The 23,982-nt window shown below is 70.0% G+C and carries 19 protein-coding genes; 10 read left to right on the forward strand and 9 right to left on the reverse strand.

Going from position 1 to position 23,982, the window contains the following annotated elements:
* The first annotated feature begins 20 nt into the window (after window positions 1-20).
* Window positions 21-5,792 carry a pullulanase-type alpha-1,6-glucosidase gene (pulA, locus tag PHA84_RS07490; protein WP_270887463.1) on the forward strand — a complete coding sequence of 1,924 codons (5,772 nt, stop codon included), beginning with the start codon at window positions 21-23 and terminating at the stop codon, window positions 5,790-5,792.
* Window positions 5,793-5,825: 33 nt separating this feature from the next.
* Here pulA and PHA84_RS07495 read toward each other — a convergent pair whose 3' ends face one another.
* Genes PHA84_RS07495 through PHA84_RS07505 form a run of 3 tightly spaced genes read right to left on the reverse strand, consistent with a single transcriptional unit; the run spans window position 5,826 to window position 8,434 of the window.
* The gene (locus tag PHA84_RS07495) at window positions 5,826-6,482 is read right to left on the reverse strand and encodes an LmeA family phospholipid-binding protein (protein ID WP_270887464.1); all 657 of its coding nucleotides are present in this window, start codon (window positions 6,480-6,482) and stop codon (window positions 5,826-5,828) included.
* 57 nt (window positions 6,483-6,539) lie between these two features.
* Window positions 6,540-7,823 (reverse strand): MFS transporter, encoded by a 1,284-nt coding sequence (locus PHA84_RS07500; protein WP_270887465.1) that lies wholly within the window; start codon window positions 7,821-7,823, stop codon window positions 6,540-6,542.
* Window positions 7,820-8,434 carry an ArsR/SmtB family transcription factor gene (locus tag PHA84_RS07505; protein ID WP_270887466.1) on the reverse strand — a complete coding sequence of 205 codons (615 nt, stop codon included), beginning with the start codon at window positions 8,432-8,434 and terminating at the stop codon, window positions 7,820-7,822. Before PHA84_RS07505 ends, PHA84_RS07500 begins: the two co-directional genes overlap by 4 nt.
* Window positions 8,435-8,684: 250 nt before the next feature.
* Here PHA84_RS07505 and rplM point away from each other — a divergent pair, with 250 nt between their 5' ends.
* From rplM to PHA84_RS07535, 6 genes are all read left to right on the forward strand, one after another.
* Window positions 8,685-9,128 carry a 50S ribosomal protein L13 gene (gene rplM, locus PHA84_RS07510; protein ID WP_270887467.1) on the forward strand — a complete coding sequence of 148 codons (444 nt, stop codon included), beginning with the start codon at window positions 8,685-8,687 and terminating at the stop codon, window positions 9,126-9,128.
* Between the two features lie 42 nt (window positions 9,129-9,170).
* Entirely contained in the window at window positions 9,171-9,671 is a 501-nt protein-coding gene (gene rpsI / locus PHA84_RS07515) for a 30S ribosomal protein S9 (RefSeq protein WP_270887468.1), read from the forward strand.
* A 162-nt stretch (window positions 9,672-9,833) separates the two neighbouring features.
* Entirely contained in the window at window positions 9,834-11,180 is a 1,347-nt protein-coding gene (gene glmM / locus PHA84_RS07520) for a phosphoglucosamine mutase (protein ID WP_270887469.1), read from the forward strand.
* Between the two features lie 55 nt (window positions 11,181-11,235).
* A complete protein-coding gene (locus PHA84_RS07525) occupies window positions 11,236-12,060 on the forward strand; it encodes a hypothetical protein (RefSeq protein WP_270887470.1) in 825 nt (274 codons plus the stop codon).
* Between the two features lie 115 nt (window positions 12,061-12,175).
* Window positions 12,176-12,796, forward strand: a complete 621-nt coding sequence (locus PHA84_RS07530; protein WP_270887471.1) for a LysE family transporter — start codon at window positions 12,176-12,178, stop codon at window positions 12,794-12,796.
* A gap of 129 nt (window positions 12,797-12,925) precedes the next feature.
* On the forward strand, window positions 12,926-15,385 hold the full coding sequence (locus PHA84_RS07535; RefSeq protein WP_270887472.1) for a hypothetical protein: 2,460 nt from the start codon (window positions 12,926-12,928) through the stop codon (window positions 15,383-15,385).
* Here PHA84_RS07535 and PHA84_RS07540 read toward each other — a convergent pair.
* The 3 genes from PHA84_RS07540 to glpX form a co-directional block, all read right to left on the reverse strand.
* Window positions 15,382-16,038, reverse strand: coding sequence for a beta-class carbonic anhydrase (locus tag PHA84_RS07540; protein ID WP_333742238.1), 657 nt, complete (start codon window positions 16,036-16,038; stop codon window positions 15,382-15,384). The genes PHA84_RS07535 and PHA84_RS07540 overlap by 4 nt on opposite strands.
* 109 nt (window positions 16,039-16,147) lie before the next feature.
* On the reverse strand, window positions 16,148-17,065 hold the full coding sequence (locus tag PHA84_RS07545) for a carbohydrate kinase family protein (RefSeq protein WP_270887473.1): 918 nt from the start codon (window positions 17,063-17,065) through the stop codon (window positions 16,148-16,150).
* On the reverse strand, window positions 17,062-18,114 hold the full coding sequence (glpX, locus tag PHA84_RS07550) for a class II fructose-bisphosphatase (protein ID WP_270887474.1): 1,053 nt from the start codon (window positions 18,112-18,114) through the stop codon (window positions 17,062-17,064). Before glpX ends, PHA84_RS07545 begins: the two co-directional genes overlap by 4 nt.
* A 97-nt stretch (window positions 18,115-18,211) precedes the next feature.
* Here glpX and PHA84_RS07555 point away from each other — a divergent pair, with 97 nt between their 5' ends.
* Window positions 18,212-18,769: a DUF4245 domain-containing protein gene (locus PHA84_RS07555; RefSeq protein WP_270887475.1), complete on the forward strand. Its 558-nt coding sequence runs from the start codon at window positions 18,212-18,214 to the stop codon at window positions 18,767-18,769.
* Between the two features lie 13 nt (window positions 18,770-18,782).
* Here PHA84_RS07555 and PHA84_RS07560 read toward each other — a convergent pair whose 3' ends face one another.
* Window positions 18,783-19,043 (reverse strand): exodeoxyribonuclease VII small subunit, encoded by a 261-nt coding sequence (locus PHA84_RS07560; protein ID WP_270887476.1) that lies wholly within the window; start codon window positions 19,041-19,043, stop codon window positions 18,783-18,785.
* Between the two features lie 11 nt (window positions 19,044-19,054).
* On the reverse strand, window positions 19,055-20,317 hold the full coding sequence (xseA, locus tag PHA84_RS07565; protein WP_270887477.1) for an exodeoxyribonuclease VII large subunit: 1,263 nt from the start codon (window positions 20,315-20,317) through the stop codon (window positions 19,055-19,057).
* A gap of 109 nt (window positions 20,318-20,426) precedes the next feature.
* Here xseA and PHA84_RS07570 point away from each other — a divergent pair, with 109 nt between their 5' ends.
* Both PHA84_RS07570 and PHA84_RS07575 read left to right on the forward strand, forming a co-directional pair.
* A complete protein-coding gene (locus PHA84_RS07570; RefSeq protein WP_270887478.1) occupies window positions 20,427-21,452 on the forward strand; it encodes a 4-hydroxy-3-methylbut-2-enyl diphosphate reductase in 1,026 nt (341 codons plus the stop codon).
* Window positions 21,453-21,534: 82 nt separating this feature from the next.
* The gene (locus tag PHA84_RS07575) at window positions 21,535-22,806 is read left to right on the forward strand and encodes a cytochrome P450 (protein ID WP_270887479.1); all 1,272 of its coding nucleotides are present in this window, start codon (window positions 21,535-21,537) and stop codon (window positions 22,804-22,806) included.
* On the opposite strand, the gene PHA84_RS07580 is transcribed toward PHA84_RS07575, so the two are convergent.
* On the reverse strand, window positions 22,752-23,939 hold the full coding sequence (locus PHA84_RS07580; protein WP_270887480.1) for a DNA recombination protein RmuC: 1,188 nt from the start codon (window positions 23,937-23,939) through the stop codon (window positions 22,752-22,754). The two genes, PHA84_RS07575 and PHA84_RS07580, sit on opposite strands and share 55 nt — an antisense overlap.
* Window positions 23,940-23,982 lie beyond the last annotated feature (43 nt).

A 23,982-nucleotide genomic window follows, 5' to 3' on the forward strand; every position in this document is an offset into this window, starting at 1 on the left:
CTACCCCGCAAGGACGCGACATGGCCCGTAAGCCCCTCTTCGCTGCGCTCGGCGTAGCCGCCCTGGTCACAGGGCTGATGGTTCCGTTCACCGCGTCGACGGCCGGCGCCGCCGACCGCACTGTGACTCTGGTCGGGTCACTGCAGTCGGAGATCGGCTGCCCGGGGGACTGGGACCCGGGGTGTACGGCGACGGACCTCACGCAGCAGGGCACGGGCACCACCTTCAGCAAGGTCTTCACGGTGCCTGCTGGGACCTACGAGCTGAAGGTGGCCATCAACCACGCCTGGGACGAGAACTACGGGGCCGGCGGCGCCAAGGGCGGAGCCAACATCCCGCTCGTCCTCGAAGGTCCGGCGAGGATCGAGTTCTCCTACGACGACGCATCACACCAGGTGGGCATCAGGCCCACGGAGCTGTCCGGGCCGGCGACCGCGGCGGACCAGGCGCGGGCCCACGACTCGCTGCGCGCTCCGCTGACCAAGGAGCGCTACTACTTCGTCATGGCGGACCGGTTCGCCAACGGCGACCCGTCCAACGACGAGGGTGGGCTGACCGGGACACGGCTGCAGACCGGTTTCGACCCCACCGACAAGGGCTTCTACCACGGGGGTGACCTCAAGGGGATCTCCGAGAAGCTCGACTACATCAAGGACCTGGGCACAACCTCGATCTGGCTGACGCCCTCCTTCAAGAACAAGCCTGTCCAGGGCACTGCGGGCGACGAGAGCGCCGGCTACCACGGGTACTGGATCACCGACTTCACCCAGGTCGACCCGCACCTCGGTACGAACGCGGACCTCCGGGCGCTCATCTCCGCGGCGCACGCCAAGGGGATGAAGGTCTTCTTCGACATCATCACGAACCACACGGCGGACGTCATCAACTACTCGGAGGGCCAGTACACCTACCGCGACAAGGGGACCTACCCGTACAAGGACGCCACTGGGCAGGCCTTCGACGACAAGGCGTACGCCGAGAAGCCGACCTTCCCGACCCTGGACCCGGCGACCTCCTTCCCGTACCACCCGGTCTTCAACACCCCGGCGGACGCGACGGCCAAGGTCCCGGCCTGGCTCAACGACCGGACCAACTACCACAACCGCGGCGACTCCACGTTCGCCGGGGAGTCCGCGGAGTACGGCGACTTCGTCGGCCTCGACGACCTGTTCACCGAGAAGCTGGACGTCGAGAAGGGCATGGAGGACATCTACAAGGCGTGGGTCGACTTCGGCGTCGACGGCTTCCGGATCGACACGGTGAAGCACGTGAACATGGAGTTCTGGCAGAAGTTCAGCCCGGCCATGCTGGAGCAGGCCAAGCACGACGGCAACGACGACTTCTTCATGTTCGGCGAGGTCTACGACTCGCGTCCGTCGTTCATGTCGCAGTACACGACGACCGGCAAGCTGCCCGCCACGCTCGACTTCGGCTTCCAGGCGCAGTCGGTCAACTGGGCGCAGGCGAAGTCGGGGACGGACCTGCGCGACCTCTACGCCGACGACGACTACTACACCGACACCGACTCCAACGCCTACGAGCTGCCGACCTTCCTCGGCAACCACGACATGGGACGGGTGGCGATGATGTTGAAGGGCACCAGTGCGGTCACCGACCCCGCGTACCTGAACCGCGTCAAGCTGGCGGACTCGTTGATGTACCTCACCCGGGGCCAGCCCATCACCTACTACGGCGACGAGCAGGGCTTCATCGGCGCCGGCGGTGACAAGGACGCGCGCCAGGACATGTTCGCCACCAAGGTCAGCCAGTACGCGTCGGAGCCGGTGCTCGCCGGGCCGTCCGGATCCAGGGACCGCTACGACAGCTCCGCGCCGCTCTACCAGCACATCAAGGAGCTGTCGGCGCTACGGGCGGCGAACCCCGCCCTGGCGGACGGCGCGCAGGTCCACCGCTACGCCAGCAGCACCGCGGGCGTCTTCGCGTTCTCCCGGATCGACAGGGACAAGAGGGTGGAGTACGTCGTCGCGCTCAACAACGCGACGGAGCCGAAGTCGGCCAAGTTCGCGACCTACGGCCACAACCAGACCTTCGCGCCCCTCTACGGCACCGGCTCGAGCGTGCGGTCGGCGAAGGACGGCAGCCTCCAGGTCACCCTGCCGGCCCAGTCGGTGGCGGTCTGGCGGGCGACCTCGCCGATGGACAAGCCGAGGTCCGCCCCCGCGGTGTACCTGACCTCGCCCGGTGCCGGTGACGTCGTCGGGGGGCGCGCCGAGATCGGTGCTGCCATTCCCGACAACACGTTCGCCCAGGTGAGCTTCGTCTACCGTCCGGTGGGGACGACGGCGTGGACGGCTCTGGGCACCGACGACAACGCGCCATACCGGGTCTTCCACGACGTGAGCGGGATCGCGAAGGGGACGTTGCTGGAGTACCGCGCCATTGCCAAGGACTCCGCGGGGCACCTGTCTGCGGCCTCGTCGTACGGCGTGGTGGGGGAGCCGAAGGCGAGCGGTGGCGGCGCCGGCGGCGTGGGCCCCGTCACGCAGCCGGACAACGTATCCGTGCCCGGTGACCACAACAGCGAGATGGGCTGCCCCGGTGACTGGCAGCCGGACTGCGCCCAGGCGCAGCTGGCCCTGGACCCCAAGGACAAGATCTGGAAGGGCACCTACACGCTGCCCGCCGCCCCGTACGCCTACAAGGTGGCCATCAACAAGAGCTGGGACGAGAACTACGGTGCGGGGGCGGTCAAGGGTGGCGACAACATCAGCTACACCGCCCCGGCCGGCCCCGTGTCGTTCTACTACGACCACGCCACGCACTGGGTCACCTCCGATGCGCAGGGCCCCATCATCACGGCCCCCGGCTCCTTCCAGTCCGAGCTGGGATGCCCCGGAGACTGGAGCCCGGACTGCATGCGCCCGTGGCTTCAGGACCCGGACGGGGACGGAACGTACACCTGGTCGAGTGACCAGATCCCTGCCGGCACCTACGAGTTCAAGATCGCGCACGGCCTGAGCTGGGACGAGAACTACGGGGCAGGCGGCGCGCCAGGCGGCGGCAACATCTCCCTGACGGTGCCCTCGGACGGCATGGTCGTGTCGATCTCCTACGTCCTGGGCACCCACGTGGCCACGGCCAAGGCGGTTCGCGCCGGCGCTGCCCCGGACCTGTCCAAGCAGCGGGCCGTCTGGGTCGACCGGGACACGATCGCCTGGCCGGCGGCGATGGTGCCTTCGGACGCCAACCCGGCGCTGCTCAGGTGGCGCCTCGCGTGGTCGGCTACCGGCGGGCTGACCGTGGATGCCGAGGACATCACCGGTGGCTCGTCCGCGGCCCTGACGTACGACCCGGCCGGGCTCTCGGCAGCGGTGGTCGCGGACCATCCCGAGCTCAAGGGGTACCTGGCGCTGCGACTCGACCGGAAGACGGCACAGAAGGTCCCCGAGATCCTCAAGGGTCAGGTGGCGGTCGGGATGTACGACTCGCTCAACCGTCTGCTTGACGCGACCGGCGTGCAGATCGCTGCGGTCCTCGACGACCTGTACGCCGCCTCGGCGTCGGACCGTCGGTATGGGGTCAGCTTCCATGGCGACCGTCCGGCGTACCGCGTCTGGGCGCCGACGGCGAAGCAGGTCGACCTGCTCACCTGGTCTCCTGGCGCCTCGGCGGACGCGTCGGTGAGCACGGCGACAAGGACGCCCATGGTGCGCGCGGACGACGGCTCCTGGTCGGCCTCTGTGGGCCCCAAGAACGCCCGGTACCTCTACGAGGTCACGGTGTACGTGCCGAAGACGGGGAAGGTCGAGACCACCCAGGTGACCGACCCGTACTCGGTGGCGCTGACGCTGGACTCCACGCGCTCGGTCGCCGTCGACCTGCGCGACCCTGCGTACCAGCCGTCGTTGTGGAGGACCACGAGCTCGCCCCCACTGAGGCAGAACGTCGACTCGACCATCTACGAGCTGCACGTGCGCGACTTCTCCGTCTCCGACCCGACGGTCACCGCCGAGAACCGGGGGTCCTACCTCGCGTTCGCGGAGAACGGCAACGGCACCAAGCACCTGAAGGCCCTCGCCGCGGCGGGGCTCAACACGGTGCACCTGCTGCCGACCTTCGACATCGCCTCCATCCCTGAGAGTCCCGCCGACCAGGCGACGCCACAATGCGACCTGAAGTCCTATCCCGCCGACAGCGAGCAGCAGCAGGCCTGCGTCGACGCGGTGCGCGCCAAGGACGCCTTCAACTGGGGGTACGACCCCTGGCACTGGATGGCGCCGGAGGGCTCGTATGCCTCGACCCCCGCCAAGGCCGACGGTGGGTCGCGGGTGGCCGAGTTCCGCACCATGGTGGGTGGCCTGCATCGTGACGGCCTTCGCGTCGTGCTGGACCAGGTGTTCAACCACACCCCGGCTTCCGGGCAGGCACCGACGAGCGTGCTCGACAAGGTCGTGCCCGGGTACTACCAGCGGCTCAACGCCACCGGTGCGGTGGAGACCTCGACCTGCTGTCAGAACGTCGCGACCGAGCACGCCATGGCGCAGAAGGCCATGGTCGACGCCGTCGTGCTGTGGGCCCGCGACTACAGGGTCGACGGCTTCCGCTTCGACCTCATGGGGCACCACAGCAAGGAGAACCTGCTCGCCGTCCGGGCAGCCCTCGACGAGCTGACGCCGGCCAGGGACGGGGTCGACGGGAAGAAGGTGTACCTGTACGGCGAGGGCTGGAACTTCGGCGAGGTCGCGAACAACGCGCGCTTCGTCCAGGCAACCCAGGGCCAGCTCGGCGGGACGCACATCGGCACCTTCTCGGACCGGCTGCGCGACGCTGTGCGAGGTGGTGGGCCGTTCGACGACAACCCGCACGTCCAGGGCTTCGGCTCCGGCGAGGCGACGGACCCCAACGGCGACGCGGCCGCGAACCCGGACGCGGCGGCGCGGCTGAAGCACGACACGGACCTCGTCGAGCTCGGTCTTGCCGGGAACCTGCGGACCTTCACCCTGCGGCTGAACCAGGACGGTGCCCTGACGGCCGGGAAGGACGTGGACTACAACGGGCAACCGGCGGGCTATGCCGACCAACCGGACGAGGTCATCTCGTACGTCGACGCCCACGACAACGAGACCCTGTTCGACACTCTGACGTACAAGCTGCCCGTCGCCACGACGATGGCCGAGCGGGTGCGGATGAACACACTCTCCCTGGCCACTACAGCGCTCGCCCAGACACCTTCCTTCTGGCATGCGGGCGCGGACCTGCTGCGCAGCAAGTCGCTGGACCGCAACAGCTATGACAGCGGCGACTGGTTCAACACGCTCGACTGGACGGGCGCCGACAACGGCTTCGGGCATGGTCTGCCGCTCAAGGGTGACAACCAGGCGAAGTGGTCGTACCAGAAGCCACTGCTGGGCAACGCCGCCCTCAAGCCGAGCGCCGGCGAGGTGGCGACGGCCACCGCTGCCGCCCAGGACCTCCTGCGGCTGCGGTTCTCCAGCCCACTGTTCCGGCTCGGCTCGGCCGACCAGATCAACGCCAAGCTCTCCTTCCCCGCGAGCGGTACGGGTGACGCACACCCGGGCGTGATCGCCATGCGCATCGACGACAGCAAGGGCGTGGACAGCGACCCCGCGCTTCGTGGGCTCGTGGTGGTCTTCAACGCGTCGCCGACATCCGTGAACCAGAAGGTGCCCGGGCTCGCCGGTGCTGCGCTGTCCCTTTCGCCGGTCCAGGCCGGCGGATCGGACACGGTCGTCAAGGGTGCCAGCTGGGATGCCGCCTCGGGCTCGGCCATGGTGCCCGCGCGGTCGGTGGCGGTGTTCGTCCAGCACTGAGCGGTGGCGCGACTCCGCGAAGGCGGGTCCCGCTCACGACGTGAGCTCGACTGCGGTGCCGGCCAGGCGGACCTCGAAGCCCGCCTGGCCGACCGCGACCGCTGTGAGCCGCAGGCCTCCGGGGAGGCCGGTGACGGTGTGCCGGAAGGTCACGAAGCGCCGAGCAGCGGCGGACAGCACCGAATCCAGCACGCTCGGACCGCCGCCGAGGTCGACGGTCTCCGGCTCGATGACGAGCTGACCACTCTCGGCGCGGACCGTACCCGTGGCCCTGATGGCGACCTGGTGCCCCAGGAGGGTGGCGGTGCGGCGTATCCCTGCGCGACCGTTTCCCGCGGCATACAGCTCCACGCCGTCGCCCAGCTGGGCGGAGGCCGTGGCGAACGGGATGACGGCCTCCAGGTCCAGCCGGTCGGCGCGCAACCCCCGGCTGGTGAGCCGGACTCCGGCACCAGTCGCATGGACGTCGGACAGCGGCCCGTCGGACGTCAGCACGTGGCTGCTCGACAGGTCCACGCCGCCCAGCCAGGTCTCGCCCTTGGCCACCGACGCCGGCGTTCCAGCACCGCCCTCGGACGGCCTCGGAGGGTTCGGCGGGCGGTCAGCGACGGGCAGGGAGAGCACAAGCACGAACAGTGCGAGAGCCAGGACGAGCAGAGTGCTGAGGACTCCGGCGAGAAAGGCACGCATGAGCCTCAGTGTGGCGGTCGACCGGACCGGCTCAGACGCCGGCCGGCCGGGTCGCACCTAGGCCGCGACCGGCTCCTGCGCGCGCAGGCGCGAGGCCCTTTCGTGTCGTCGCGCAGGCAGGTAGCAGAGGGCGCCGAGGATGCTCACCGCGCCGGCCGTCACCATGGCGACCTGGTTGGACGTCCGGTCGGCCAGCAACCCCAGGAGCGGCGCGGTCAGCGAGTAGGCGGCGAAGGCCATCATCGAGTTCATCGACAGCACCGTGGCCCGGTTCGTGGCCGTGGCCTCGCGGTGGAGCAGCGCCCCGTGCATCGGCCCGCCGGTGCCGTGCAGACCGTAGGTGACCAGGTACGCGGCGACGAGCGCCACCGGACCGGCCACGAGGCCCATCGCCATGGCGCCCAGCCCGTTGAGCGCCCGGGCCAGGATGGCGGTCCGGGCCACCCCGATCCGCCGCGAGGTGGCCCCGGCCAGGGCCGAGCCGAGCGCGAAGACGGCCCAGCCGGCGGAGGCGACGGGTCCCATCACGGCGCCGGCCCTGTCCTCGCTGCCGAGCAGCTCGGCCAGACGGATGGGCTGGAACGTCTCGAACACGACCATGGCGATCGACCAGAAGACCTCGACCATGACGAGCCCTCTCAGAATCCTGTTCCGTCTCAGCATGGCCAGCCCCTCGCGGACCACCACAGGCGCCTCCTTGGCGGACTGCACGGCGCGACGGGCCCGGGTGCTGTCGACGTGCGGCGCAGGCTCGCGAAGCAGCACGAGGACGACGGCGAGATGCACGGCTGTCAGCGCCGTGTAGACGGCGAACGGCAGCACCAGGGCGGAGGACTCCGTGAAGGGGTGCCACCAGACCAGCCCACCGGAGACAAGGGCCCCCGTCGCGATCCCGGCACCCAGGAGCGTGCCCTGTGCCGCCAGCGACCTGTCGACGTCTGCACCCGGCTCGCTCGCGTGCACCGTGTCGACGAACCACGCCTCGAGGGGCCCGGAGTCCAGGGCCCGGAAGACCCCCATGAGGACGGCGCCCAGGGCGAACATCCAGAACGTGTGCGCGAGCAGGAGGACGACAGCGGCCCCGATCTGGACGAGGGCCGCCACGACGTAGACCGGCTTGCGGCCGAAGGCGTCCGTGAAGCCGCTCGTCGGCAGCTCGAGCGCAAAGACCACCCAGCCGGACAGCGAGAACGCCGTGACCGCCTGGGTGACGCTGAGCCCGCGCTCCAGCGGCAGGAGCGTCATCATGCCGAAGACCAGGCCGATGGGGAACCAGCGGGTCACGGTGAGCGTCAGGAACACCCGCCGGGCGGCCGTGGGAGAGAGCACCTGGCTGGTCATGGCTGGTCCTTCCCGCGGGGTGCGCGGTCGAGGTCGAGCGGGTAGATCACGCTGTAGACCGCAAGGCGCCGGGCGTTCGGGTTGCCCTGTCCCACGCGGCGGTACCGGGCCACGACCTCGTCGAGCTCGGCCTTCATCGCCTCGGCCTGCTCGGAGGTCGCGATGACGAAGGAGTCGTTCATCCCTGCCGCATCGCGCCACTGCGCCGGCCAGGTCGCCTCCACGTCCAGCCACCTCTCGAACTGTTCGGCGAAGTGGCGCATGTAGTCGCGTACGAGCCAGTTGAGGGCGGTCTCCGCGTCCTCGTCACCGGCGAAGTCGCTGGGCTCGTACTGGTGGCTCTCCGTGGAGGCCCGCCACAACCGACGCTTACCCTCACCTTCGCCGGTGTCGGCGACGAGCCCCACGGACTCCAGCTTGCGCAGGTGGTACGACGTGGCCCCGGAGTTCGTACCGAGCGCCGTGGCAAGGTCCGTGGCTGTCGCCGGACCACCCTTGCGCAGCGTGCCGAGCAGGCGCGACCGCAGCGGGTGCGCGAGGACCTTGATCGCCCGAGCGTCGAGGCGGATGCCGGTGAGCCCGGCGCTTTCCGAGGGTCGTTCAGCGGCCATGGATGCACAATACCTTTGCACAATACATTTGCACAAGTTCTGTGCAAATGTATGGTGGAGATGCATCTGCCCAGGTCAGGGCCGGTTTGCAGCCGCACGCCGGGCGATTTGGGTCTGCGTCGGACGGTCCGTAGACTTGGTGACTGTTGTGCCGTGCGCCCTCGCAGGCGACACCCATCGGTCCGCGGGCCGAGCGCCTCGGGCGCACGCGGCATACGCCCCACGGAAGCACACACGTAAGGCACCTACTTTGCGCACCTTCACTCCCAAGCCGGCCGAGGTAACTCGGACCTGGCATGTCATCGACGCGACGGACGTCGTCCTGGGTCGCCTCGCGAGCCAGACGGCCATCCTGCTGCGCGGCAAGCACAAGACCACCTTCGCGCCGCACGTCGACGGTGGTGACTTCGTCATCATCGTGAACGCCGAGAAAGTGGCCCTCACCGGCGCCAAGCTCGAACAGAAGAAGGCCTACCGCCACTCCGGTTTCCCGGGCGGCCTCCGGAGCACGTCGTACACGGAGCTCCTGGCCAAGAGCCCCGAGAAGGCCATCGAGAAGGCCGTCCGCGGCATGCTGCCCCGCACCACCCTCGGCCGCCAGCAGCTGACCAAGCTCAAGGTCTACTCCGGCTCCGACCACCCCCACGCTGCGCAGAAGCCGCAGCCCTTCGAGATCTCACAGGTCGCGCAGTAAGTCCGCAAAGGGCCTGTGCAGAAAGCGAATTGAGGACACCACGTGGCTGACACCACCGACATCAACGACTCGACCGAAGACGTCGAGCTCACCGAGTACACCTCCGAGTCCGAAGGCCCCGTCTCGGGCGAGGCCGCGCGTCGTCCGAGCGCGTCGGCGCCCGGTGCCGCGACCGGCCGCCGCAAGCAGGCGATCGCCCGCGTGCGCATCGTGCCTGGCACCGGCGAGTGGAAGATCAACGGGCGCACGCTCGAGGAGTACTTCCCCAACAAGGTCCACCAGCAGATCGTCAACGAGCCGCTCACGCTGCTCGAGCTCGACGGCGCGTACGACGTGCTCGTCCGCGTGCACGGTGGTGGCCCGTCCGGCCAGGCGGGCGCGGTCCGACTGGGCGTCGCGCGCTCGCTGAACGGCGTCGACGAGGAGCTGAACCGTCCCGCCCTGAAGAAGGCAGGCTTCCTGACCCGCGACGCTCGCGTCCCTGAGCGCAAGAAGGCCGGTCTGAAGAAGGCCCGCAAGGCTCCGCAGTACTCCAAGCGCTGATCCGCGCTCACGGCAGGACCCGCCGATGGCGGCACCCGCTTGTCGGGTGCCGCCATCGCGGCGTTCGGCGGTAGGTTCGCTCAGATGCTCGTCCGACCCGGGCGCGCCCGGTCCCGGCTCCCCGTGGACCCGGTGCACCTGACAGCCAGAAAGGCTCACCCCATGGCACGACTGTTCGGGACCGACGGGGTCCGTGGCTTGGCCAACGTCGACATCACCGCCGAGCTGGCCCTGCGCCTGAGCGTCGCCGCTGCGCACGTCCTCGGGGACGAGGCGCGCCGACACGGCAGGCGGCCAAAGGCTGTGGTGGGGCGTGACCCGCGCGCTTCCGGAGAGTTCCTCTCCGCTGCCGTCATCGCCGGTCTGGCGTCCGCCGGCGTCGACGTGTACCTGGCGAACGTGCTTCCCACACCGGCGGTCGCGTTCCTCACCGCTGACACGCATGCCGACTTCGGGGTCATGCTCTCGGCCTCGCACAACGCCATGCCGGACAACGGGATCAAGTTCTTCGCGACGGGCGGACACAAGCTCGACGACAGCGTCGAGGACGAGATCGCCGCGCGGCTCGACCAGGAGTGGGAACGCCCGACGGGCCCCGACGTCGGCCGGGTGGTCACGATGCCGGACGGGCACACCCGGTACATCTCGCATCTTCTCGCCGTCCTGCCGAACCGCCTCGACGGCCTCACGATCGTCATCGACGGCGCGCACGGCGCGGCGAGCCTGGTCTCGCCCGAGGTGTTCCGCCTCGCCGGCGCGACCGTCCACGAGATCGGCACGGAGCCGGACGGCTTCAACATCAACGACGGGTATGGTTCCACGCACCTCGAGCACCTGCGTGCCGCGGTCGTGGCCAGGGGAGCGGACCTCGGGATCGCCCACGACGGCGACGCGGACCGGTGCCTTGCCGTGGACGCGGACGGCAACGACGTGGACGGGGACCAGATCATGGCGATCCTCGCCGTGGCGATGAAGTCGCGAGGAACGTTGGCCCAGGACACGCTCGTGGCGACGGTGATGAGCAACCTTGGGCTCATCCAGGCGATGCGCCGGGAAGGGATCACGGTCCGCCAGACCGGGGTCGGCGACCGCTACGTCCTGGAGGAGATGCGAGCGGCAGGGCTGTCGCTCGGCGGCGAGCAGAGCGGCCACGTGATCTTCCTCGACCACGGGACGACCGGTGACGGAGTACTCACGGGGCTGATGCTGGCCGCCCGGATGGCCTCGACCGGGACGTCTCTCGCCGAGCTGGCCTCGGTGATGACCCGGCTGCCGCAGGTTCTCGTGAACGTCAAGGGCGTCGACAGGTCGCGGGTGGAGTCGGACGAGGAGCTCCAGTCGGCGGTGAAGGTGGAGCAGGAGGAGCTCGCTGGGACCGGCCGGGTCCTGCTGCGCAAGTCCGGGACCGAGCCGGTCGTGCGGGTCATGGTGGAGGCTGCCGACGAGACGGTCGCCAAGGCGGTGGCCGACCGCCTGGTGGACGTGGTCAAGGCTCGTCTCTCCTTGTGACGCAAGTGGCCGAAATCGCCTCCATGCCGCAGCTGCGAACACGTAGCCTGCCCGCGTGACTCCCACTCTCCGCTCCTGCGCTCCACTGGCCGCCGTCGCGGCCGTCGCTGTGCTCACCGCCTGCGGTGGGTCACCGAAGGCGACGGGAACCAGCCCGGCGACCTCCCAGGCCACCGCGGCCTCGAGTACGACGTCGTCGGCCTCTGCGTCCACCACCACTACCTCGACTCCCTCCGCCCGCACTGCCACCAGCACTACGGCCAGTCAGCCGTCTGCCTCCGCCTCGGCGAGGCCGGCGCTGGTGCACCGAACCGCGGCGCAGCTGAAGAAGGCGCTGTTGGAGCTGAGCGACGCCCCGTCCGGCTTCGCGGTAGAGCCGCCTTCGAAGGACCCCGGTGTCAAGATGGCGTCGACGAACCCGCGATGCGCACCGTTCGTGAAGCTCTCGAACGCGGCCACTGCGCCAGGTTCGACGGCCACCGCTGACGTGTCCCTGTCCGGTGGGCAGAGCGGCCCCTTCATCGACGAGTCGATCGACGCCCTGGGGAGCGCGGCGCCCGTCGCAGCGCTACAGGCCAGGTTCAAGGCCGCCATCGCGGCGTGCGGCAAGGTGGCCGTCTCGATCCCGGGAGCCGGCACCTCCACCGTGACGGTCCGCCCCGTGAAACCACCGAGGTACGGCCAGAAGCCGCTGTCCGCGCGGATGACCGCCACCAGCGGCCCACTGGCGGGCACGGAGATCACCCTGGTCACGACAGGCGTCGGCGACACGGTCCTCTCGCTCACCTTCGTGGGCGCCCTTCCCGACGACATCGACGCCGCAGCGAGCGTCGCGGTCGAGAAGGCCACCGAGGTGCTTCGCACAAGGGCCGCCTCGTAGCGCACCGCCGCCTGGGCGGGCAGGCCCTCGAACCGCCCGTCCCGCACCGTGCCGATGGCCGTCTCCTTGCTCCTCGGTTCAGGATCGCGGAGGCCGGCGAACTACACTCGCCGACGTGTCGTGGTCGCTGTGGTTCACCCTGCTCGCCGCTGCCGTGCTCATCTCCCTGACGCCGGGAGCGGGAGCGATCAACACGATGACGAACTCCATCGGCTCCGGCTGGGCCCGCTCGATCTGGGGGATCCTGGGCCAGCAGGTCGCCCTCCTGGTGCACATCGCCGTCGTGGCGGCGGGGGTGGGGGTCCTCGTCGCACAGTCCCGGTTGCTCTTCAACGCGATCAGGTATGCCGGCGCTGCGTACCTCGTCCTGCTAGGGGTGCGGCAGCTTCGGGCACGGCCGGAGCCCGTCGACGAAGAGACCCCGGTGTCACGCGTGTCCCACTGGGCGATGTTCCGCCAGGGAGTGCTCGTGAACCTGACCAACCCCAAGGCCATCGTCTTCTTCCTGGCCTTCACCCCGCAGTTCATCAGAACCGACCGTCCCATCCTGACGCAGTATGCGGTCCTGGCCACCACGGTCGTCGTCGTCGACGTCGTCGTGATGTGGTTCGTCTTCGCGATCGCCGCGCGTGGGCTACGCCGCCTGACCGGCAGCCAAGCGGGCCAACGTCGGCTGAACCGCATCTTCGGTGGACTCTTCGTGGGTGTCGGTCTACTGCTCGCCTCGGTGCACTGAGACGCAGGGCCACGTTCCGGATGACGACGTTCCACGGTCTACGGTGAGGCGGTGTCGTTCGTAGCCGGAGGGCAGACGATGGCCCACACAACGTCCTTGCCCCGCACCCCACGATCGGGGTTGGCTGGGATGGCGGCAGTGCTGGCTGCCCTGGTGGTGGCGGGCTCCTATGTCGCGGCGCTGGTCGGCACGGGTAGCGCTCCGATCGGCGTGGCGGCGTGGCTGACCTCCATCTGCCTCGGACTGGTGATGCCCGGCTTCGTCGTCGTGCGAGCGCTGCGGCCCGTGGCGGGTGCGCTGGTAGAGGATCTGTCGTGGGGTGCAGCCGCAGGACTGGTGCTTGCTCTCGTCGGCTGGAGCGTGGACCGGGTGGCTCCGTGGCCACCCGGGTCCTTGGTTTTCGGGCTGGCGGTCACGGTGGCGCTGCTGGCGGTTCCGTTCACCCGCGCCCGGGTTCTGGCTCGGCCGGCAGCGGGCTGGGGCGTTCGGGCGACGATCGGGCTCGCTGCCTGCCATCTCGTCGCGCTCGCCTGGATGCTGTCGACAGCTCTGCGAGGGCTGCCCCCACGCCCGGGACCTTCGGGCTTCTCCTACATCCACGACATGACGTTTCAGCTGGCCCTCACCGGAGAGCTCCAGCACCATCTCCTGCCCGACTACCCGATGGTGGCGGGGGAGCCGCTCTCCTACCACTGGTTCGTCTACGCCATCCAGGCTCACCTCATCGCCTGCCCAGGCGTAGACCGGATCGATGTCGTGCTGAGGCTCATGCCGAGCCTCCTGGTCCCGATGCTGGTCTCCCTCGGCGCAGTGGTGGCGCGTCAGCTCGCAGACCGGACCGCTGCGGGGGTGCTCGGGGCCGCACTGCTCGCGGTCGTGGGGAACAGCCTCGCCACACGGTGGGTGGTCCCCAACGGCATACCGACCCGCTGGAATGCCGACGGCGGTTCGCTGGAGGCCCTCACCGTGTACTGGCAGGACAGCCCGCCACAGGCGCTGGGCTGGGTGGCAGGAGTGGCGTGCCTAGGTCTGGCAGTCGCATTCGTCAGGCGTGGCGTGCCGGACCGGGTCGCCCCCACCCGGTTGCTGGTGCCGTTCCTCGTCCTGGCAGCGGGGGCGAAGTCGTCCCAGCTGCCCGTTCTGGCGACCGGGCTCGGGCTGGCCCTTCTGGTGGCCGTCCTGGTCCGCCGATGGCGGCAGGCCGGCCGGACCATGCTGCTCCTCGTCGGGACCGCAGCGGTTCTCGGCATAGCCGCCGTGACGATCTATGCCGGGGGAAGCTACGGTCTCATCCTGCGGCCGTGGGCGCGTCTGGTCGCCGTGGTGCAGCAGGAGACCGTCGATGTCGCGGTCCGGAACTTCCCGGGGAACGGCGCGGGTGCTGTCGGGGCCCCCCCGTTGGTCATGACTGCTTTTGGCGTGGTCTACCTGCTGCCAACCCTGCCCCGGCTGGCAGGCCTGCTGCTCCTGACGAGAGCGCCGAGGTCTGAACCGGCCCTGTGGATCCCGCTAGGGAGTCTGGTCGGTGGCTTGGGGGCAACCTTGATGCTCCGTCATCCCTCGGCGAGCGAGGTCTTCTTCCTCGTCTCGGCGTATCCCGTTGCGGTCGTCGGCTCGGCCGCCGGCTTCGTGCTGGGACTGGAGGGGGCTTGGGGGCGGCTGTCGGCCTGGTCCCGGCCGGGTGCTCTCGTGGTCGCGGCCGGGGGAGTAGCTGCCGGCCTCCTGGTGGCTTGCGTGGTGGCGTACCGACAGCCCGCAGTGTCTCCGCGCACCGCCTGGGTCGCAGAGGCGGCGCGGGCGGTGCGCGAGAGACGACCGTTCGGCGTCTCCTCCGGAGAGCAGACGTGGACGTGGCTGCGGCCGCACGTAGAGCTGTGGTCGAGTGTCGCGGCGGTCGTCGTGGCTCTCGCCCTCGTGACCGCGGCACTGAACCTCGTACCGCGTCACGACCGACGGCGGCCCCCCTGGTCGCTCGTAGCGGTCGCTCTCGTCGGCGCGATGTTGGGGACCGGCTGCTTCGGGACATGGCTGCACGTCCATCGGGGTGACGGCCTGACCGAGAGCGAAGCCAGCCAGCGGGCCACGGCGGCTGCTCGCAGGGCCGGACTCATGGTGACCACCCCCGAGCTCGTTCGTGCCGCTGACCTCATACGCCGCAGCTCGGCGGAGCAGGATGTCGTGGCGACGAACCGCTACTGCCTGACAGCGGCGCGGAGCCGTGCCGCACCTTCGGGATGTGCGGCGCTGGACTTCACCGTGTCGGCCTTCACGGCGCGTCAGGTGGACGTCTCTGGCTGGGGATACGCGCCACGAGCACTGCAGGCGGCATGGACGTCGCCGACCCGCTTCACGAACACACCATTCTGGGACCCCGGTCGGCTCGACGCGGAGCTCGCCGCCTTCTCGGCGCCCACCGCCGACGGCTTGGTGGGGCTTTGGCGACAGCACGGCGTGCGGTGGCTCCTTGCAGATCGCTCCGCCGGTGCTGTGGACGAGTCGGCCTTGGATCTACTGGCTGACCGCCAGTTCAACGGTCGCGAGATCGTGGTCTGGCGACTACGCGCACCGGGTCCTCGTGCGGTGCGCTAGACGAGCTGGTCCAGGAGGCCGGTGTCAACGTCGTACAGGAAACCGCCCACCGCCACGGTGTCGGGGATCAACGGGTGCGACCTGACCGCGCGCACGTCCGCCTGAAGCGCCTCCCGTTGGTCGGTGACCACGTGGAAGCCCTGCCACGAGGCGTCCTGGCCCGCGGAGGCGCCGACCCGCTCCCGCAGCTCGGCCTCGGAGTTGCTCGCCATGGCGCACTTCGTATGCGGGACGATGAGGATGCGCTGCACGTTCAGCAGGTGCACCCCGAGGACCAGCGCCTCCAGGGCGTTTGCGGTCACCCGGCCACCGGGGTTGCGGAAGATCTTGGCGTCGCCCGGGGAGAGCCCGAGCATCCGCAAGGGGTCGATGCGAGAGTCCATGCACGTCACCACGGCGACGCCTCGATGGGCGATGCCGTCGAAGCCGCCCAGGGTGAAGCGCGCGGCGAAGGACTGGTTGGCGGCGATCAGGTCCGCGAAGCCCTGCGACGACGCCGGCTGCTCGTCCGACGTGTCGTCTGTGCTGGACGTCGCGGGGTCGGGCGCGACCGGTTCGTCGGGGGCCGTCGCGGAGTCCGGCGTGGAGTCCGGCGTGGCGGCGGAGTTCGGCGTGACGGTGGAGTCGGGCGTGACGGTGGATTCTGAGGTCATAGCAGTCCTGGTCGCTTCGAGATGGACATCGCCATCGGCTTGACGGTTGAGGTGGAGAAAGTCGTCTCCCTTATCGTCGGCGGTCGTTGCTGCACGGCCCCTCGACGGCTCACAGCTCGTCCAGACTCGGCGCGTAGGCGCCGGCCTTTCCGACGGTCACCCCGCTGGTCGCCAGCCCACGGTCGATGGCGGGCCGGACGTCCTCCAGGGTCGCGTCTCGTAGCCGGCCGCGGGCGGCCGGGTGCCCCAGCAGGCCGGAGACAACAAGGCCTGACACCAGCCCCGCCATGAAGGAGTCGCCGGCCCCCACGGTGTCCACGACGCGCTCTGCCCGGGTCGGCGCCGTCCCGAGGTCCTGACCGCCACGCACGAGGAAGGACACACCCTCACCGCCCAGGGTGACGACGGCCAGCGAGGCTCCCAGCTCCAGCCACCTCGCCATGACCTGCTCGGCCGACTGCCCGCCATACATCAGGTCCAGGTCGTCCTCGCTTGCCTTCACGACGTCGCTGAGGCCGACCAGCTCTTCGACCCGGTCGCGGACCCTGTCGAGGTCGCCCATGATGCTGGGCCGGATGTTCGGGTCGTAGGAGACGGTCCCGTGTTCACGGACGGTCCGCAGTGCCGTGGTGACGCTGCGTTCGCCGGGTGACAGCACGGTCCCGATCGAGCCCGTATGCACATGCGCGGTCCCGGCCGGAAGCCTCACCTCCGGCAGGTCCCAGTGGAGGTCGAAGTCGTACGTGGCGGCGCCGTCGCCGTCGAGCGTCGCAACGGCCACGGAGGTGGGAGCGTCACCGAAGCTCTCCGGCAGGACGGTGACCCCATGGCGCCTGAGGTGGTCCGCGATACGGGTGCCGCGCTCGTCCCGGCCGAGGGAGGTGGCGAAGTCGACGACGTGGTCGAGCCGTGCCAGGCCCACCGCGACGTTCGCCGGGCTGCCGCCCACGTGCTCCGCCGACTCCCCCGACGCGTCGGTCACGACGTCGACCAGGGCCTCGCCGATCACGAGCAGGCGCTGGCTCACCGCGGCTCCGCCCGATGCGCCGTTGCGTGGTCGAAGTCGATGGAGCTGTAGGCCCGCAGCTTCGCGAGCTGGTGGTGGCTCTCGATGAGCCGGATGGTGCCTGACTTGGAGCGCATCACGAGCGAGTGGGTCGTGACCCCTCCCGCGCGGTACCGCACCCCACGCAGAAGCTCACCGTCGGTGATACCCGTCGCGACGAAGAAACAGTTCTCGCCGCGGACGAGGTCATCCGTGGCCAGCACCCGACCCAGGTCATGGCCCGCGTCGATCGCGCGCTGGCGCTCGTCGTCGTCGCGCGGCCACAGCCGACCCTGGATGACGCCCCCGAGACACTTGATGGCACAGGCGGCGATGATGCCCTCGGGGGTGCCTCCGGTGCCGAGCAGGAGGTCGATGCCGGTGTCGTCGCGCGCGGCCATGATGGCGCCCGCCACGTCGCCGTCCGAGATGAAGCGCAGCCGGGCGCCCGCCTCGCGGACCTCGCTGGCGAGCTGCTCGTGGCGCGGGCGGTCGAGCATGACCACGGTGACGTCCTCGACGGTCTGGCGTTTCGCCTTGGCGATGCGACGGACGTTCTCTCGGACGGGAAGCCGGATGTCCACGACGTCGGCCGCCTCTGGACCGGTCACCAGCTTCTCCATATAGAAGACCGCCGACGGGTCGTACATCGTGCCGCGGTCTGCCACTGCGAGGACCGAGACCGCGTTGGACTGGCCCTTGGCCGTCAGGGTCGTACCGTCGATCGGGTCCACGGCCACATCGCACTCCGGACCGTTGCCGTCGCCGACCTCCTCGCCGTTGTAGAGCATCGGAGCGTCGTCCTTCTCGCCCTCGCCGATCACGACGACGCCCTTCATCGAGACCGTGGAGATCAGGGTCCGCATCGCCTCCACGGCGGCGCCGTCGGCACCGTTCTTGTCGCCCTTGCCCACCCATCGACCACCAGCCATGGCGGCCGCCTCCGTGACGCGGACGAGCTCCAGGGCGAGGTTGCGGTCGGGTGCCTCGACACCCACGCGCAGTGCTGAGGGGAGGTGTTGCTCAGACATGCATCGATCCTTCACGCGGCGGCGGGTGAGCGCCCCGAGCCTATCGGTGGCGGGGGGCGGTTGGCGTTCGGCGGTCACGGTCGTGGACGATGGGCAGGTGAGCGCGCCCGCCCCCCGCAGTTCCTACGCCAACGGCTCGGTGGCGAACATGGTCCGCTCCCTACTGGTGATCGGTGCGCTCGTCGCACTGCTCATCGCCGTCGTTCCGCGGGTCAACACCGTCTCGCAGCCCCCGGTCGACGTGGCCGCCGCCGCGGTGGAGGTGGCCAAGGAGACCGGCTGGCCCATCGAGCGGCCGCTCGGCCTGCCGCAGGGGTGGGACGCGACGAGTGTCCGCTACGTCCGCTCGACCGCGGGGCTGATGACCTGGCACGCCGGGTACACCTCGCCCAGCAAGAACTACGTCGCCGTCGAGCAGACCAAGGGCGCGACCGCCGAATGGGTGGCCGCGCAGACGAACCGCGCCCGCCTGACGGGCACGCTGTCCGCGGCCGGCCGTACCTGGGACACGTACGTGCGCGGCGTCAAGGTCCAGAACAGCCTGGTGGCGCAGCCCGCCGACGCCAACGGCCTCACCACGATCATCACGGGCACCGGAACGTTCCAGGAGCTCACGGCCTTCGCGGAGAAGCTCCAGCCTGTGTCGAAGCCCTGAGCGCACCGCAGGCCTACTGAGGGTCCTCGTCGGCCAGAGCGGCCTCTGCACCGTCGAGCCACGTGCTGCAGTGGGCGGCCAGCGCCTCGCCCCGCTGCCACAGCCGCATGCTCTCCTCCAGACCGACCTGGCCGCCCTCCAGCTGCGCCACGATGCCGATGAGCTCGTCACGAGCCGCCTCGTAGGACAGGCCCGCCAGGTCCACCTGAGGGTCAGGCTGCTGCGACGTCGGGTCCTGCGACGTCCGGTCCTCGTCCTCTCCAGCCTTCGCCATGGCCAGGCAGCCTAGCCCGACGTCGACGGCAGCCCGACGACCCGGGCGGCGAAGTCTCCTCGGGCGACCCGCACGCGCACCAGCTCGTCGACGGAGACGTCCAGGGGGTCGAGGACCACGCGCCCGTCACGCCGTTGCACGACGGCATATCCCCGTTCCAAAGTGGACAGGGGCGACAGCGTGCGAATCTGGGCGCGAAGGTGGCTGATCTGGTCGCCGGCGCGGTGTACGGCACTCAGCACCCGGCGGTGCGCCCGTTGCGTCAGGGCGTCCAGCTCGGCCCGTCTCGCGTCGATCATGGCGGCCGGGTTGGCCATCACCGGGCGGGAGCGGATGGCGACCAGGTGGCGGCGCTCGCCGGCGAGGCGGCCGGCCAGCGCCCGCCGGGCCCGCTCCCGCGCGAGGAGGATGCCGTGGCGTTCGGCCTCGGCGTCGGGGACCACCCGCTTTCCCGCATCGGTGGGCGTGGAGGCGCGCCAGTCGGCCACGTGGTCCAGCAACGGGGTGTCCACGTCATGGCCGATCGCGGAGACGACGGGGGTCCGAGCCGCCGACACCGCCCGCACCAGCGCCTCGTTGCTGAACGGCAGGAGGTCCTCCACCGAGCCGCCCCCGCGGGCGATGACGATCACGTCCACCAAGACCTCCCCATCGAGCTCGCGGAGGGCGTCGGTGAGCTCCTGGACCGCGGTGGGGCCCTGGACGGCGACTTCACGGATGGCGAAGCACGCCGTCGGCCACCGTCGGCGCGCGTTCTCCACGACGTCCTTCTCGGCTGCGCTGGCCCGCCCGCAGATCAGGCCGATGGTCCGGGGGAGGAACGGCAGGGGCCGCTTCCGGTCGGGGTCGAAGAGGCCTTCGGCGGCGAGAGTGCGCTTCAGGTGCTCCACTCTGGCCAGCAGCTCGCCGACCCCCACCGGGCGGATCTGACGTGCGTCGAGCATGAGGGAGCCGCGCTGGGTCCAGAAGACCGGCTTGGCTTGGAGGACAACGCGCGCTCCTTGGTCAAGCTGGACGGGCATGGCGTCGAGGGCGTTGGTGGAGATGGCGACCGACAGCGACATGTCCACGTCGGGGTCACGAAGGGTCAGGTACGCCGTCCGCGAGCCCGGCCGGCGGTTGAGCTGGACGACCTGGCCCTCCACCCACAGGACCGACATCTTCTCGACGTAGTCGGCGATCTTCAGGCTCAACAGCCGGACCGGCCAGGGTGACTCGGCAGTGGTGTCAGCCGCCTTCTCCGGCAGCGCCGCTCGCTCTTCTGGGCCGCTCACGACCCTCACTCTAGGAGGTGCCACCGCGCCGGCGCCGGTGTCCTGCGGTCGGGTGACTCCACCGCCCGGCCGATTCGGCCCCCCCGGCCCGGCAACCTACGATGGGGACATGACGGAGACCACCGAACAGCCCACCCGACGCGTGCTCCTCGCCGCGCCGCGGGGCTACTGCGCGGGCGTGGACCGTGCCGTGGTCACCGTGGAGAAGGCGTTGGAGCTGTACGGTCCGCCGGTCTACGTGCGCAAGGAGATCGTCCACAACAAGCACGTCGTGACCACCTTGGAGAAGCGCGGGGCCGTCTTCGTCGAGGAGACTGACGAGGTGCCCGAGGGAGCCACGGTGATCTTCTCCGCGCACGGCGTCGCCCCTGTGGTGCACGAGGAGGCCGCCGCCCTACGGCTCAAGACGATCGACGCGACCTGCCCGCTCGTGACCAAGGTCCACCGTGAGGCGGTCCGGTTCGCCAGCGACGACTTCGACATCCTGCTCATCGGCCACGAGGGCCACGAGGAGGTCGTCGGCACCTCCGGTGAGGCACCCGAGCACATCACGCTCGTCGACGGGCCGGACGACGTCGCGAACGTCACCGTGCGCGACCCGGCGAAGGTCGTCTGGCTGTCCCAGACGACGCTGTCGGTGGACGAGACGATGGAGACGGTACGCAGGCTCCGCGACCGGTTCCCAGCGCTTCAGGACCCACCGAGCGACGACATCTGTTACGCCACGCAGAACCGGCAGCTGGCGGTCAAGCAGATGGCTCCCCAGTGTGACCTGATGATCGTCGTCGGCTCGCGGAACTCCTCGAACTCCGTGCGTCTGGTCGAGGTCGCCCTCGAGCACGGTTCCACTGCGGGTCACCTGGTCGACTACGCCGACGAGATCGACGAGCGCTGGCTGGGGGGCGTCTCCACCGTGGGAGTGACGTCCGGAGCGTCCGTGCCGGAGGTCCTCGTCAGGGACGTGCTGACCTACCTGGCTGAGCGCGGCTTCGGGGAGGTGCAGCCGGTGGTGGCGGCCGAGGAGAGCCTGCTCTTCGCACTCCCCAACGAGATCCGGCGTGACCTCAAGGCGCGCGGGATGAGCGACAAGATGCGCCACGACGCGGCCTTCGAGGAGGCCGGGTCCCTCCACTAGGCGCAGCCAGATCGGGTATCCGGGGTCCTTGGTCTGGCGTGTTCGTCCTCGGCTGGGGGCTCGTCCGCGTACCGTCGGCACCATGATCGACGTGCTCGACGCGCGGCGCCGGGTGGTCCGGCGTCTGCTCACGCGACGCTCGGGTGGGGTCGTTGACCTGTCGAGCCTGGAGTCCGTGCCCCGCAGGTTGCTGCGGCCCCTTCGCCGTGACGGGCTCGACCCCGTGCAGCGGTTGGGCGCCGTCGCACCCGAGCCGGTGCATCGGCTGGCCCACATGTTCGGGATGAACATCTGGCTCGTGTCCGGCCAGGCGGAGGCGCGGGCGGTGCTCGCCGACCAGGGGAGCTTCAGCAACGACATCCGGCCCTTCGTGGGCACCAGTGGCTCGAGCATCGGCGGCCTGGGGTTCACGGACCCTCCCGAGCACGGCCGGCTCCGTGGTCTGCTCACTCCCGAGTTCACGATGCGCAGGATCAACCGGCTCGCTCCGAGGATCGAGGAGATCGTCGACGCTCAGCTCGAGGAGATGCACGCCGCCGGACCTGTCGTGGACCTCGTGGAGAAGTTCGCGTTCCCGATCCCCTTTCTGGTCATCTGCGAGCTTCTCGGTCTTCCGGACGAGGACCGCGACCGCTTCCGGGCGCTGAGCCACGCCCGGTTCGACGTCTCCTCGGGTGCCGGTGCCTTCGGTGCCATCTCCGAGTCGCAGCTCTTCCTGCACGAGGCCGTCCGTCGTCAGCGAGCCGAGCCGGGGGACGGCCTGCTCGGCCGGATCATCGCCGCGGCAGGGGACTCGGTCACTGACGAGGAGATCGCGGCGCTGGCCGACGGTGTGTTCACGGGCGGGTACGAGACCACGGCCAGCATGCTGGCCCTCGGGTCGCTCGTGCTGCTTCGGGACCGCAGGTTCTTCGACCTCGTCCGGGACGACGACAGCGCGATCGACGCCGTGGTCGAGGAGATGCTGCGCTACCTCACGGTCGTCCAGATCGCGTTCCCCAGGTTCGCCAAGGTGGACCTCGAGCTCTTCGGTAAGCACATCCGGAAGGGCGACGTCGTCATTGCCGCACTGAGCCGGGCCGACCGGGACGCTCGGGTCGGGCCTGACCTGAACTCGTTCGACCCGAGGCGCCCATCGTCACCCCACCTTGCCTTCGGCCACGGGTTCCATCGCTGCGTCGGCGCCGAGCTGGCCCGGCTCGAGCTGCGCATCGCCTTCCCCCGGTTGGCCAGGCGCTTCCCCGAGCTCGCCCTGGCGACGGCCCCCTCGAACCTGAGGTTCCGGGACAGGTCCATCGTCTATGCGGTGGACTCCGTGCCGGTCCACCTGGGTGGGCTCCCCAGGTCCAGCTGAGGGCGCGCGTCCTGCGCAGTGGCTGCCTCGATGAGCTCCATCGCGGTCAGCACGCGAGGGCCCGTCTCGACCGGCTTCAGCGTGGGGAGGTCGTCGCCGACGACCTCCAGCTCGTGCATCCGTCGGGCCGTCACGAGCACTCGGGTCTCCAGCGCCCCGACCAGCTGGTTGTAGGCCTCGACGCTGCGTTGCAGGGCGGTGCCCATCTTGGCGGCGTGCGCGCCCAACGTGCCGAGTCGGTCGTACAGGTCGCGCCCCAGGGCCATCAGCTCCCGCGCGTTGGCCGTCAGGGCGTCCTGCTGCCACGTGAAGGCGACCGTGCGGAGCAGGGCCATGAGCGCACCCGGTCCGACGAGCACGACTCGGCGCGCCATGGCGTCCTCGTGCAGGCTCGGGTCGGCGGCCAGCGCGGCCGAGAGCATCGCCTCAGTCGGGACGAAACAGACCACCATCTCGGGTGACGTGTCGAAGGCCGACCAGTACTCCTTGTCGGCGAGCGCCCGGACGTGCCCCTTGAGGTGGTGCGCGTGCTCACGCAGCAGGCGCGTGCGCTCAGGCCCTTCGAGGTCCTCGGCCTGGGCCTGCAGGAACGCCACCATCGGGGCCTTGGAGTCCACGACGAGGAACTTGTCACCAGGGAGCCGGACCACCACGTCGGGCCGCACCTGCTTCTGGTGCCTGCTGACCCGGCAGACCTGCTCCTCGAAGTCGCAGCGCGCGAGGAGGCCCGCATGCTCGAGCACCCGTCTGAGCTGGACCTCTCCCCACGCCCCGCGCACTGTTGAGGCGTTGAGCGAGCCGGCGAGGCTCTGGGTCTGCCGGCCGAGCTCGGACGTCGAGGCCCACACCTGGGCGATCGTCTGCTCCAACGCCGCGTACTGGTGGGTGCGGTCGCGCTCGAGGGTCCCCACCTGGAGCTCGACGCGCCCGAGGGCGTCCCGCAGGGGCGCCAGCGCTGCCGCAGTCTGGGCATCGTCGGTGTGCGCCGCCTCAAGGTCCACCACACGCTCGCGAAGCAGGTCGCGCTCGGCCGTGATGCCGGCAGCTCGCACGAGCCCGAGCTGCCGGGCGACGAGTGCACCGCTGGCCCAGCCCAGCACGAGGCCGGTGAGCAGGACGAGGACCATCTCCATGCTGTCGACCTTGCCAGCCGGCACCGACAGGCCACCGTAGGCT

This window comes from Pedococcus sp. 5OH_020, assembly GCF_027812955.1.
In the GTDB taxonomy this organism is placed as follows: domain Bacteria; phylum Actinomycetota; class Actinomycetes; order Actinomycetales; family Dermatophilaceae; genus Pedococcus.